A 12,313-nucleotide genomic window follows, 5' to 3' on the forward strand; every position below is an offset into this window, starting at 1 on the left:
GGCTCGAACCGGCCCCCGTGATCTTGTGAGAGGAACAATGACGCACAATCGAATTGCGCGCAATGCGTTTGATTGTGCGTTATTCAATTGCTCGCAATGCATCTGGCGCATGGCACAGCACGGGGGTCGAGGCGGCGCGGGCGCGAGCAGCGCTCGCTCTGCCCGGCTTCTCCGACCGCGGCGCCTTCAGCGACGTGAATGGCTTCTTATTCCGCAACCCTGAGGTCGACTTTGCCGCGCCGGTCGTCGGTCCTGCGACCCATGGTGATGTTTTTGGGCGCCCGCACGTCACGGTTCCGCCATGTCCAGCATTCGCCCGTCTCATCCTGGAAGCAGACCCAGCACAAATCATGCTCGGCGCCATAGTCGATGAGGAAATGTGCGAGGGCGGGACCCTTCGGGGTATCCATGGGAAGCGGCGGATTGAGTTGGAGCATGATGGCCTCTGTGGGACACTGTGAAGCGTGAACGCCGCAGAGAGCGTGCTCGGTCCCGCTTCGCTTCCGGACACTCCGATTGCACCGGCTCCTGTCCGGTTCGGAATGGTTGGCCCAACTCTTCAACGAAGCGCTTTGCCGGCCGGCCCCGTGCGTCCGTCCTCCCACCCAAGACTTCCAAGCGGCGCCGACAGAAGACACGCCGGCTTCCCAGGACGCGGGCAAAGAAAAAGCCTTGAAACCGTTTAGGTTCCAAGGCTTTTTCGCTCCCTCCGGAACTGGTCGGAGCGACAGGATTCGAACCTGCGACCCCCAGACCCCCAGTCTGATGCGCTACCAGGCTGCGCTACGCTCCGTCAACATCACCGCAGTGCTTGCGGCTTGGCTCCGGAAGGGAACGGGACTATAGCCGCGGGCTTTCGCCGATGCAACATCTCCCGTGATGATTTTTCAGCTTTTTTTGCCCCCAATTTCGGACAGGCGGGACAGCATCGATTGCAGCGATTTCAGCTCGTCCAGAACCATGGTGATCTCGTGCCGGACCGCGTCCGACAGCGGCGGATGATCCTCGCCCCCGTCCCTGTCGTCATCCCTGTCATCGTCGGCGACGTCGCCGCCGAAGCCTTCCGCATCGACCGGCCCGCCACCATCGTCGGCATCCTCGGGCAGCGGCGGCGTCGGGTCGGACATGCGCCCTTCCTTCAGCAGACGCTGGACGCCCTTGATGGTGTAGCGGTCCTCATACAGCAGAGCCTGGATCCGCCGCAGGAGTTCGACATCCTCAGGCCGGTAATAGCGCCGGCCGCCACCGCGCTTCAGCGGACGGATCTGGGGGAACTTCGTTTCCCAGAACCGCAGCACATGCTGAGGCACGTTGAGGTCGGTCGACACCTCGCTGATGGTACGATAGGCCGTGGCGGATTTCATGGCGCGGTCAGGCCGCCGTCCGGCAGAAGCCGCCAGCGGCGATCCGCGGTAAGGCACGGCACGGCGACAGGCAAGGCGGAGAGGTCATCGCTAGCGACCGGCGTCAGGACAGCGCCCGCGCAGGCGTCGGTGCCCCACCCTCCTGAACCTCGTTGATTCGGTGTTTCAGCACATGGCTGGCACGGAACACCAGAACACGGCGCGGCAGAATCGGCACCTCTTCCCCGGTCTTGGGGTTGCGGCCGACCCGTTCGCCTTTCTGGCGGACCTGGAAACTGCCGAAGGAGGAGATCTTGACCATCTCCCCCCGGGACAGGGCATCGGAAATCTCGTCGAGCACCGTTTCGACCAGATCGGCCGATTCGTTGCGCGAAAGTCCGACTTCCTGGTAGACGGCTTCGCTCAGTTGGGCGCGCGTTACGGTATTTTGCGACATTGTCAGACCTCCCCCCGCAACCGTTGCAAAGACGGTAATCCGGCGAAAGAAGGTCCGTCAATTCAAAAGCTTGGCAGCTTCATACGGCCCGGCCGAAGCCCGGCCGGGCGTGCAGCGCAGCATGACGGAAGTGCGATATGCGGAGGACGCCGCCGCCTTACCAGCGGACCAGCGCCGACCCCCAGGTCAGGCCGCCGCCGATGGCTTCCATCAGGATCAGGTCGCCGCGCTTGATGCGGCCGTCCGCCACCGCCTCGCCCAGGGCCAGCGGGATCGAGGCTGCGGAGGTGTTGCCGTGGCGGTCCACCGTCAGCACCACCTTTTCCGGCGACAGCTTCATCTTGCGGGCCAGCCCGTCGATGATACGGCGATTCGCCTGGTGCGGCACCATCCAGTCGATGTCGGTCGACTCCAAGCCGTTGGCGGCCAGGGCCTCCTCGACCACCGCCGACAGCTTCGACACGGCATGGCGGAAGATTTCCTGCCCATGCATGCGGACATGGCCGATGGTGCCGGTGGAGGACGCGCCGCCATCGACATAGAGCAGGTCGTACTGGTTGCCGTCGGAATGCAGGTGGGTGGACAGCACGCCGCGGTCGCTCGAATCGCCCTTGGCCTCGTAGGCTTCCATGACGATGGCGCCGGCGCCGTCACCGAACAGAACACAGGTGGTACGGTCGTTCCAGTCCAGCAGGCGGGAGAAGGTCTCCGCACCGATCACCAGGGCGCGGCGCGCCTGACCGTTGCGCAGGAAATTGTCGGCCACCGACATGGCATAGACGAAGCCGGCGCAGACCGCCTGGATATCCATAGCGAAACCGGCGGCGCCCAGCGCGGCCTGCACCTTGGTGGCCGTGGCCGGGAAGGTGTTGTCCGGGGTGGTGGTGGCCAGGATGATGCAGTCGATGCTGCTGCCCGGCACGCCCGCATGCTCCAGCGCCCGCGTCGCCGCGGCGATGGCGAGGTCGGAGGTTTTCTCTCCCTCGGCGGCGATGTGGCGGGACCTGATGCCGGTGCGCTGGACGATCCATTCGTCCGTCGTGTCGACCCGCTGTTCCAGATCTTGGTTGGTGACGACGTTGGACGGCAGGAAGATACCGCAACCCAGAACTCGGGAACGCATGACCATTGTTCAGCCCGCCGCCGCTTTCGTGTCGGGAAGAGGGTGCGCGTCGGCCATGCGCGCCATCTCTTCCTTGATGCGATCATTGAAGCCGTGCGTCGCCAGATTGATGGCGACCGCCACGGCATTGGCGAAGCCGACCGCGTCGGTGCCGCCATGGCTCTTCACGCAGACGCCGCGCAGGCCCAGGAACATCGCGCCGTTGTAGCGGCGCGGGTCGATCCGCTCGCGGAAGCGCTTGAAGGCGCCGCGGGCCAGCAGATAGCCGATCCGTGCCAGGAAGGACGTCGCGAAGGTGCGGCGCAGGAATTCGGAGAACAGCTTCGCCGTCCCCTCCGCCGTCTTCAGCGCGACATTGCCGGTGAAGCCGTCGGTGACGATGACGTCCACCGTGCCCAGCCCGATGTCGGTGCCTTCGACGAAGCCATGGAAACGGCCGGGAAGCGGCATGTCGCGCAGGCTGGCCGCTGCGGCACGCACCACCTCGTTGCCCTTCATGTCTTCCGAGCCGATGTTCAGCACGCCGATCGACGGCTGCGGCAGGCCCAGGATGGCACGCGCGAAGACGGCCCCCATCACGGCGAACTGGACGAGGTTTTCAGGCTGGCACTCGGCATTGGCGCCGAGGTCCAGCATCACGCTCTCGCCCCGTTGCGTCGGGAAGAAGGAGGCCATCGCCGGCCGGTCGATGCCCGGCAGCGTTTTCAGCACGAACTTGGCCATCGCCATCAGGGCGCCGGTGTTGCCGGCCGACACCACGCAGGCCGCCTCGCCCGCCGCAACGGCGTCGATGGCAAGCCTCATGCTGGACTGGCGACCCGCACGCAGCGCAACCGCAGGCTTGGCGTCCCCGGCCACGAAGTCGGCGGTGTGGCGGATTTCCGCCACAGCCTTCAACGCAGGCCGCTGGTTCAGCAGCGGCTCAAGCCGCTGCTGGTCGCCATACAGCAGAAAACGCACGTCGGGATGGCGTTCCCGCGCGATGTCCGCCCCGGCAATGACCATGTCGGGACCGTGATCGCCACCCATGGCATCCAGGGCGATGGTCAGGCGCTGGCTCACCGCGAACAGGCTCCCCGGCTTGGACCCCGGCAGGGGCGACGGGCGCCCCCGATCAACGGGACCTCAGACAACGCGATGCGGATCAAGCGGCCGCGGTGCCGCTCTGAACCACTTCACGCTGGTCGTAATGGCCGCAAGACCCGCAGACGTGGTGCGGACGCTTCAGCTCACCGCAGTTCGGGCACTCGTTGTAGGCCGAAGTCGGCAGAGCGTGGTGCGAACGACGCATGTTGCGCCGCGACTTGGAGGTCTTCTTCTTCGGAACAGCCATGACCGTAAACTCTCTTCATTGGAAAGGGCGGCCCGAACAGGGGCCGCCCAGCGCGAGCGGCATTCAATAAGGCAAATGCCCCAAAAGGGCAAGCCCGAACAACCCCCATTTCGCAACCCCGGGCCGCTCATTGGTGGGGGTGGAAGTGCCGGCCCTTATACAAGACGCGGCGGAGAAAGCAACAGCCGGATCAGTCCCGCGGCTTCAACTGCTGCAGGACGGCGAAGGGATTGGGTTTTTCAGACTCCGCGGCAGCCTCTTCCTCCACCGCCTCCCCTTCCTCATGCTCGCGGTAGCCCTCGAAGTCCACGCCTTCGGCATGCGGATAGGGGTCGAGCCCCAGCGACAGGTGCTGCGCCGTCAGCTCGCCGATGTCGATTCGGTTGTTCTCCATCGGCTCGGGAACGTCCTCGTCGGACAGGGAGGCGTCGAAATCGATCTCCAGCCCCGGATCCTCGATCATCGATTCCGGAGCGAACAGCGCCTCGAAGCGTTCGCTGACATGGGCCGGCACCGGCTCCAGCGTCACGACGCAGGTCTGGACCACGTCGGCCTCCAGCTGTCCGGACACCCGGATCATCTGGCCGCCGCGCACGGCGCGCAGCTTCACCGTGGCGGTCAGGCTGCCGATCGCCTCCAGCTCCAGCCGTTCGGCGAGCGCGCGGCGCTCCTTCTCCGTCGCTTCGATGGTTTCGCTCACCTCGGCACGACGCACCGTGTCGGCATTGACGACGCGCGAGAATTCCGGGGCCGGCAGGGCGCCGTTGGCAGGGCTCATGGCAAAGACTTTCCGATCGAAAACCAAAACGGCCGGCGCGGCGAACGCCCGGCGACACCCGAGTCACATGCAACCCGCGGCCTGGAAAGGCAAGCCCCCAGACGCGGCGGCAGGCGTCGGCGGGACTCAAGATATTCCAGGGCGACTCTTCATATATAGGGAAGCGCTCAGGCCGGCACCGGTGCGAAGCGGATCTCGCCCCGCATCAGCGACTCCAGCGGCTGGGCGTCGAGCGTCGCGGCACAGCTGCGGACATAGGCGGCCATGGTCGGCAGCGCCCCGTCCGGCACCGGGTCGACCGTGCCGTAGAGGTTGTTGTCCAGCGCCACCTCCAGCCTGCGGCCGTCGGAGTCGGCCAGCGCCTCGTCATAGGCACGGATCCGCCCGGCCATCCCGCGCGCCATCGTCTTCACACGCCGGGCGATGCCGCTGTCGCCGACCCCCATCTCCAGCAGCGACTTCTCGAAATCGTCGACCATCGTCTCGTAGAGGCGCTGCGACAGTTTGCCCGCCTCCGGCCCCTGCCCTTTCAGCCGGCGCATCACCAGCAGCATGTGCAGCGCCACCATCTCGAACCGTCCGTCCAGGCTGTCGGGCACGGAAAGCGCGCTGTAGAAGCCCGGTTCGCGGGCCTGCCCGACGATGGCGGTGAACAGGCCGCCCACCGCGGCGGCGGTGCGGGCGCGGTCTCCGCCCCCGACACGACCCGAGAGAGGGCCCAGCAAACGGCCGATAAAGCTTCCTGACACGAACGGCAACCCTTCCCCGACTCGGAGTCTCGTTGACAGGGCGAAGCAGCCGGTGCGATTGTCCCGCCCGGAGACTGTCCACAGCCGTGAACGGCCTCGCTGCCCCGCCGGCTCCATCATAGCCCGAGCACCATGACCAGATCGAACTTTTCCGCCCCCCGCACCGTCATTCGCACCGCTCTGCTGGGCAGCGTCCTGCTCGCCGGCCTCGCCGCGACCGGCTGCTCGCCCACCGTCGCCACCCGCGGCAACCTGACGGACCCGCAGCTGGTGGCGGAACTGCAACCGGGCCAGAGCCGGCGCGACGACGTCGCCGCGGTGCTGGGCACGCCAACCTCGGTCGGCACCTTCGATCCGAACGTCTGGTACTATATCGGGCAGAAGACCGAGAAGACCGCCTTCTTCGAGCCGGAAGTGACGGAGCGCCGCGTCGTCGTCGCCCATTTCGACGACAACGGCGTCCTGCGCGAGATCAAGACGCTCGACAAGTCGAACGGCCAGGACATCGATCTGGTGGAGCGCACCACCCCGACCGCCGGCCGCGAGATGGGCTTCCTGGAACAGATGATGGGCAACGTCGGCCGCTTCTCCGCCAAGGACACCAAGGGCAAGGGCCCCGGCAGCTGATCGGCCGGCCGATAGCCCGGACCGCCGTGCCCGCTCCTTCCGATACCGACATCGACCTGCGCCACATGCGCGCCGCCCTGTCGCTCGCGGCGCGCGGGCTGGGGCGGACCTGGCCCAATCCCGCGGTCGGCTGTGTGCTGGTCCGCGACGGTGCCGTGATCGGCCGCGGCTGGACCCAGCCCGGCGGCCGCCCCCATGCCGAGACGGAGGCGCTGGCCCGCGCCCGCGCCTTGTCCGGCGGAGCGGAAGGCGCCACCGCCTACGTCACGTTGGAGCCCTGCAACCATTATGGCAAGACGCCGCCCTGCGCCCTGGCCCTGGTCGAGGCGAAGGTGGCGCGGGTCGTCGTCGCCTGCCAGGACCCCGACCCGCGGGTTGCCGGCGGTGGGTTGACCCGGCTGCGCGATGCCGGCATCGCGGTGACCACCGGCGTCTGCGAGGCCGAGGCGCTGGCCCTGAACGAGGGCTTCTTCAACCGCATCACACTGGGCCGCCCGCTGGTCACGCTGAAGGTCGCCAGCACGCTGGACGGCCGCATCGCCACCGCCACCGGCGAGTCGCAGTGGATCACCGGCCCCACCGCCCGCGCCTGGGGCCACCGGCTGCGCGCCAGCCATGACGCCATCCTGGTCGGCATCGGCACCGCCCTGGCCGACGATCCCGAGCTGAGCTGCCGCCTGCCCGGCCTGGAAGACCGCAGCCCGGTGCGCGTTGTGGTGGACAGCAGCCTGCGCCTGCCGCCCACGGCAAAGCTCGCCACCGGTGCCGCCCGCATCCCGACCTGGGTCGTCACCGGCCCCACTCCCGATTCTGCCCGGGCCGAGGCTCTGACGGCGCTCGGCGTCGAGCTGCTCCCGGTCGCCGCCGGGCCCGACGGACGTGTCGATCCCGCCGCCGCGATGACGGCCCTCGCCACCCGCGGCATCACCCGCGTGCTGGTGGAGGGTGGAGCGTCGATGGCCGGCGCTCTGCTCGGTGCCGGTCTGGTCGACCGGCTGGAATGGTTCCGCGCCGCCTCGCTGATCGGCGGCGACGGGTTGCCGGCGGTCGCCGGCTTCGGAGTCGAGGCGCTGGCCGCGATGGCACGGTTCGACAGAACCGCCGTCCGCAGCACCGGCGCCGATCTGGCCGAAAGCTACCGCCGGAAAGCCTCCGCAGCGTCGATCTAGCCCGCGCAACAGACCGTTGCGCCGCTTGCGGTGTCGCGCCCGCTTCCCCTGGCCGCGAAACCTGCTAAATTCCCCCGCATGTTCACCGGAATCATCACCGATGTCGGGCGCGTCCGGGCCGTGGAGCGGCAGGGCGACACCCGGTTCACCATCGAGACCGCCTTCGACACGGAGACGATCGCGATCGGGGCGTCCATCGCCCATAACGGCGTCTGCCTGACGGTCATCGAAAAGGGACCGGGGGCCTACGTCATCCAGGCTTCGGGGGAAACCCTGTCGAAGACGACGCTCGGCGGCTGGGAGGCCGGCACGCGCGTCAACCTGGAACGCGCGCTGAAGGTCGGCGACGAGCTGGGCGGCCACATCGTGTCCGGCCATGTCGACGGCGTCGGCCGGCTGCTGTCGGTCCGCCCCGAAGGCGAATCGCTGCGCCTGACCTTCGAGGCGCCGGCCACACTCGCCAAATACATCGCGCCCAAGGGCTCGGTCGCCATCGACGGCGTGTCGCTGACCGTCAACGAGGTCGAAGGCAACCGCTTCGGCGTCAACATCATCCCCCACACCCAGACCGCCACCACCTTCGGCGGGCTGACCGAGGGCGATGCGGTCAATCTCGAAATCGATATGCTGGCGCGCTATGTCGCCCGGCTCGCGGGGCAGGAATGACGTCCGAGTTTCACCACTACCTGTCGACGGCCGAAGAGATCATCGAAGAGGCGCGTCAGGGCAGGATGTTCATCCTGGTCGATGACGAGGACCGGGAGAACGAGGGCGATCTGGTGATCCCCGCCTCCTGCGCCACACCGGAAGCGGTGAACTTCATGGCCAAGCACGGGCGCGGCCTGATCTGCCTCACCATGGACCGGCCGAATATCGAACGGCTGCGCCTGCCGCTGATGGCGCAGCAGAACGCCTCGCGCCACCAGACCGCCTTCACCGTCTCCATCGAGGCGCGTGAAGGCGTGACCACCGGTATCTCCGCCGCCGACCGCGCCCGCACCATCGCCGTCGCCATCGACCCGGCGTCCGGCCCGCACGACCTCGCCACCCCCGGCCACATCTTCCCGCTGCTGGCGCGTGACGGCGGCGTGCTGGTCCGCGCTGGCCATACCGAGGCCTCGGTCGACATCGCCCGGCTGTCCGGCCATTCCTCGTCCGCGGTGATCTGCGAGATCATGAACGACGACGGCACCATGGCCCGCCTGCCGGACCTGGTGCAGTTCGCCCAGTTCCACGGGCTGAAGGTCGGTACCATCGCCGACCTGATCGCCTATCGCCGCCGCACCGAGACCATCGTCGAGCAGGTTCTGGCCGGCAATCTCGACAGCCGCTACGGCGGGCGCTTCCAGTCCTACGTCTACATCAACAAGATCCAGTATGCGGAGCACATCGCGCTGGTGCGCGGCGACATCTCCGGCGACGAGCCGGTGCTGGTGCGCATGCACGCCCAGTCGGTGCTGGACGACGTGCTGGGCGACCGCAACTCCGGCCGCGACAACGATCTGCATGCCTCGATGGAGCTGATCGCCAAGGAAGGCCGCGGCGTCGTCGTGCTGCTGCGCGAGCCGAACCCGAACGGCCTTTCCACCGTGCTGAAGGCGCGGCTGGAGGGTCAGGCCGGCAGCGTTCCGGAGCTGCGCGACTACGGCATCGGCGCGCAGATCCTGCTGGATCTCGGCGTGCGCAAGATGACCCTGATCTCCAACCGCAAGAAGCCGATCATCGGGCTGGAGGGCTACGGCCTGACCGTGGTCGGCCACCGCGCCATCAACCCGGGCGCCGCCGACCCCGGTGAGGACTGAGAAGGAACAGGTCTCCGCCGGATGACCGACACGCCCCACATCATGGTCGTGGACGCCCGCGTCCACGAGGACATCGCCGATGAGCTGGCGCGCGGCGCCGTCGCGGAACTCGACCGCGCCGGGGCCACGCACATCCGCTATGGCGTGCCCGGCTGTCTGGAGCTTCCGGCGGCGATCATGTACGCCATCCGCTCCATGGATTTCTTCACCGCCCGCAAGCGTTTCGACGGCTACGTCGCGCTCGGCTGCGTGATCCGGGGCGAGACGACGCGCTACGACACCATCTGTGCCGAAAGCGCCCGCGGCCTGCAGGATCTGGCCCTGCGCTACAGTCTGGCGGTTGGAAACGGCATCCTGACGGTGGAAAACCGCGAGCAGGCCTGGGCGCGGGCCAATGTCGGATCGGTCAATACCGGCGGGCGCGCCGCACGGGCCTGTCTTGACATGATTGACCTGAAGCGCAAATTCCGCCTCTATCCGCGCTGACCCCGACATCTCCTCTCTTTTAGCGACTGCAGATCATGAGCAACGACGACGCGGGCAGCCCCGTGACACCCGATCACGCCCCCAAGGGCGGCGACTCCAAGGGCAAATCGAAGTCCCGCAAGAACAAGACCGGCGGCGGCTCCGCCAAGGCGCGCCGCAAGGCCGCGCGTCTGGCCGCGGCCCAGGCGCTGTACCAGATCGATCTGGCCCAGGCCCCGGTCGAGAATGTCGTCGGCGAGTTCGTCGCCCACCGGCTGGGCGAGGAAATCGATGGCGACAAGTTCGTCGCCGGCGATCCGCAGCTGTTCGCCGACATCGTCCGCGGCGCGATCCACCGCCGCGCCGAGGTCGACGGGGTGCTGGGCGCCGCCCTCGACCCGCGCTTCCCGCTCGACCGGCTGGAGCTGCTGCTGCGCGCCATCCTGCGCGCCGGCGCCTATGAGATCGCGGTGCATACCGACACCCATCCGCGCATCCTCATCAGCGAGTATGTCGACGTCGCCCGCGCCTTCTTCTCCGGCCGCGAGCCGGCGATGGTGAACGGCGTGCTCGACCATGTCGCCCGCGCTCTGCGCGCCGACGACCTCGCCAAGCCCGACCCCGGCCGCAGCGCGGCTGAGGAGTAACAGAGACCCTCTCCCGCCCCGGGAGAGGGAGGGACCCGCCGAAGGCGGGAGGGTGAGGGGCGGTCCGGACATTGATCCCCTTTGATCCTTGCGAACCCCTCACCCTTCCCAAGCTCCGCTTGGGCCCCTTCCCTCTCCCGGGGCGGGAGAGGGAGCGTGAAGGCGCCCCCGATGACCACCCCCACCCTCGGCGAGTTCGGCCGCATCACCCGTTTCTTCAAGCCGCTGGCCGCCGGTTTTCCCGGTGCCCGCGGCCTGCGGGACGATGCCGCCGTGTTCGGCGTGCCTGACGGACGGGAACTGGTCGTCACCACCGATGCCATGGTCGCCGGGGTGCATTTCTTCCCCGACGATGCGCCGGCCGACATCGCCGCCAAGCTGATGCGCAGCAACCTGTCCGACCTCGCCGCCATGGGTGCGGAGCCGCTGGCCTACACGCTGGTGACCGCCCTGCCCCGCGGCCTGGACGAGTCCTGGCTGGAGGGCTTCGCCGCCGGGTTGGGCGAGGAGCAGCGGCAGTTCGCCATCGCGCTGGCCGGCGGCGATTCGGTCTCCACCAGCGGCCCCATCACCCTGTCGGTCACCGCCTTCGGGCTGGTCCCCACCGGCCGCGCCCTGCCGCGCTGGGGCGGGCAGCCGGGCGACCGCGTCTTCGTCACCGGCAGCATCGGCGACGCCGCGCTCGGGCTGGAGGTCGCCTATGGCCGTCTCGATATCCCGGACCAGGACACCCGCGCCCATCTGCTGCGCCGCATGCGCCGGCCCGACCCGCGCATGGGCGTCGGGCCGCGGCTGATCGGGCTGGCCAGCGGTGCGATGGACGTGTCGGACGGGCTGGTCGCCGACCTTGGCCATCTCTGCGAGGAATCCGGCTGCGCCGCCCTGCTCCACGCCGATGCGGTCCCGCTGTCGGAGGCCGCCCGCGGCGCCATCGACGACGATCCGATGAGGCTTGCTCTCGCCATCACCGGCGGCGACGATTACGAGCTTCTGTTCACCGCCCCGCCATCGGCCCGTGATGCCCTCACCGCCCTGGCCGCCGAATGCGGGGTCGCGATCACCGAGATCGGCGAACTCCGCCCCGGCACACCCGGCGAGGTCGCGGTGCTGGACGGTGCCGGCGCGCCCTTGCCGCTGACCCGGCGCGGCTGGGACCATTTCTGACCGCCCGGTTCCGACGCCCGGCGCTTAAGACAATCGAAAGCATCGCCAGCGCAGGGTTCGGCGATTCGCCGTTTGCGCAAGGTGTGTTGCCGTGGTCAAGGCTCTGATCGTCCTCGTTCTCGGCATCGTGTTGCTGGGCGGCGCCAGCTTCGGTGGCTGGTTCGTCTATCAGAAATACTTCACCGAACATCCCGACGCACCGCCGAAGAAGGTGGAGCCGCCACCCAAGCCGCCGACCGCCTTCGTCCGTCTTCCCCCGCTGGTGGTGCCGATGATCGGCCCGACCCGAGTCGAGCAGTTCGTGACCGTCGTGGTCGCAGTGGAAGTGCTCCTGGAAAAACAGCCGATGGTCCAGGCCAACCAGCCGCGCCTGACCGATGCGTTCCTGACCGCGCTCTATGGCGGCATCGCCGACAAATCGATCCTGAACGGGGCTTTGGTCAATATTCCTGCCGTAAAGGCCAAGTTGGTGGAGGCCGCCGGCAAAGTCGTCGGCAAGGACGCGGTCTATGACGTGCTGGTCCAGGCGGTTACGCAGCGCAATCTCTGACCGCCGCCCGCAGCACCCGCAACTCGCACCCATTTTGCGGTGCATTATCCCGACACTACCCATAAAGGCCAGGGGTACCCCCGGCCATTTCGCCGCGTCGCGCCGC

16 protein-coding genes and 1 tRNA gene are annotated in these 12,313 nt (G+C 68.0%); 9 read left to right on the forward strand and 8 right to left on the reverse strand.

The genetic code is table 11. From position 1 onward, the window contains the following. Positions 1-62 precede the first annotated feature (62 nt). The gene (locus tag ABNQ38_RS18835; protein WP_377809711.1) at positions 63-461 is read left to right on the forward strand and encodes a hypothetical protein; all 399 of its coding nucleotides are present in this window, start codon (positions 63-65) and stop codon (positions 459-461) included. Between the two features lie 255 nt (positions 462-716). On the opposite strand, the gene ABNQ38_RS18840 is transcribed toward ABNQ38_RS18835, so the two are convergent. The 8 genes from ABNQ38_RS18840 to ABNQ38_RS18875 form a co-directional block, all read right to left on the reverse strand. Beyond that, positions 717-793 (reverse strand) — tRNA-Pro (locus ABNQ38_RS18840). A gap of 94 nt (positions 794-887) precedes the next feature. Continuing rightward, entirely contained in the window at positions 888-1,364 is a 477-nt protein-coding gene (locus ABNQ38_RS18845) for a MerR family transcriptional regulator (RefSeq protein WP_377809712.1), read from the reverse strand. 103 nt (positions 1,365-1,467) lie between these two features. Further along, entirely contained in the window at positions 1,468-1,800 is a 333-nt protein-coding gene (locus ABNQ38_RS18850) for an integration host factor subunit alpha (RefSeq protein WP_098740199.1), read from the reverse strand. 157 nt (positions 1,801-1,957) lie between these two features. Further along, positions 1,958-2,929, reverse strand: coding sequence for a beta-ketoacyl-ACP synthase III (locus tag ABNQ38_RS18855; RefSeq protein WP_377809713.1), 972 nt, complete (start codon positions 2,927-2,929; stop codon positions 1,958-1,960). A gap of 3 nt (positions 2,930-2,932) precedes the next feature. Continuing rightward, on the reverse strand, positions 2,933-3,985 hold the full coding sequence (plsX, locus tag ABNQ38_RS18860) for a phosphate acyltransferase PlsX (protein ID WP_377809714.1): 1,053 nt from the start codon (positions 3,983-3,985) through the stop codon (positions 2,933-2,935). Between the two features lie 82 nt (positions 3,986-4,067). Continuing rightward, positions 4,068-4,256: a 50S ribosomal protein L32 gene (gene rpmF / locus ABNQ38_RS18865; protein ID WP_012973646.1), complete on the reverse strand. Its 189-nt coding sequence runs from the start codon at positions 4,254-4,256 to the stop codon at positions 4,068-4,070. A 190-nt stretch (positions 4,257-4,446) separates the two neighbouring features. Beyond that, entirely contained in the window at positions 4,447-5,034 is a 588-nt protein-coding gene (locus tag ABNQ38_RS18870) for a YceD family protein (protein WP_377809715.1), read from the reverse strand. 167 nt (positions 5,035-5,201) lie between these two features. Continuing rightward, positions 5,202-5,759, reverse strand: a complete 558-nt coding sequence (locus ABNQ38_RS18875; protein WP_377809716.1) for a ubiquinol-cytochrome C chaperone family protein — start codon at positions 5,757-5,759, stop codon at positions 5,202-5,204. A 156-nt stretch (positions 5,760-5,915) separates the two neighbouring features. Here ABNQ38_RS18875 and ABNQ38_RS18880 point away from each other — a divergent pair, with 156 nt between their 5' ends. The 8 genes from ABNQ38_RS18880 to ABNQ38_RS18915 all read left to right on the forward strand — a co-directional run bounded on the left by ABNQ38_RS18880 (position 5,916) and on the right by ABNQ38_RS18915 (position 12,207). Further along, positions 5,916-6,410: an outer membrane protein assembly factor BamE gene (locus ABNQ38_RS18880; RefSeq protein WP_098740204.1), complete on the forward strand. Its 495-nt coding sequence runs from the start codon at positions 5,916-5,918 to the stop codon at positions 6,408-6,410. Positions 6,411-6,475: 65 nt separating this feature from the next. Continuing rightward, positions 6,476-7,579 carry a bifunctional diaminohydroxyphosphoribosylaminopyrimidine deaminase/5-amino-6-(5-phosphoribosylamino)uracil reductase RibD gene (ribD, locus tag ABNQ38_RS18885; RefSeq protein ID WP_377810098.1) on the forward strand — a complete coding sequence of 368 codons (1,104 nt, stop codon included), beginning with the start codon at positions 6,476-6,478 and terminating at the stop codon, positions 7,577-7,579. Between the two features lie 78 nt (positions 7,580-7,657). Further along, positions 7,658-8,245, forward strand: a complete 588-nt coding sequence (locus ABNQ38_RS18890; RefSeq protein WP_377809717.1) for a riboflavin synthase — start codon at positions 7,658-7,660, stop codon at positions 8,243-8,245. After that, on the forward strand, positions 8,242-9,381 hold the full coding sequence (ribB, locus tag ABNQ38_RS18895; RefSeq protein WP_109051778.1) for a 3,4-dihydroxy-2-butanone-4-phosphate synthase: 1,140 nt from the start codon (positions 8,242-8,244) through the stop codon (positions 9,379-9,381). Before ABNQ38_RS18890 ends, ribB begins: the two co-directional genes overlap by 4 nt. A 21-nt stretch (positions 9,382-9,402) precedes the next feature. Next, the gene (gene ribH, locus ABNQ38_RS18900) at positions 9,403-9,867 is read left to right on the forward strand and encodes a 6,7-dimethyl-8-ribityllumazine synthase (protein ID WP_098740208.1); all 465 of its coding nucleotides are present in this window, start codon (positions 9,403-9,405) and stop codon (positions 9,865-9,867) included. A 35-nt stretch (positions 9,868-9,902) separates the two neighbouring features. Further along, on the forward strand, positions 9,903-10,493 hold the full coding sequence (gene nusB / locus ABNQ38_RS18905) for a transcription antitermination factor NusB (protein ID WP_377809718.1): 591 nt from the start codon (positions 9,903-9,905) through the stop codon (positions 10,491-10,493). A 171-nt stretch (positions 10,494-10,664) separates the two neighbouring features. After that, positions 10,665-11,657 (forward strand): thiamine-phosphate kinase, encoded by a 993-nt coding sequence (gene thiL / locus ABNQ38_RS18910; protein ID WP_377809719.1) that lies wholly within the window; start codon positions 10,665-10,667, stop codon positions 11,655-11,657. 91 nt (positions 11,658-11,748) lie between these two features. Beyond that, a complete protein-coding gene (locus ABNQ38_RS18915) occupies positions 11,749-12,207 on the forward strand; it encodes a hypothetical protein (RefSeq protein WP_377809720.1) in 459 nt (152 codons plus the stop codon). Positions 12,208-12,313: the final 106 nt, after the last annotated feature.

Source organism: Azospirillum sp. A29 (genome assembly GCF_042604625.1).
Taxonomy (GTDB): domain Bacteria; phylum Pseudomonadota; class Alphaproteobacteria; order Azospirillales; family Azospirillaceae; genus Azospirillum; species Azospirillum palustre.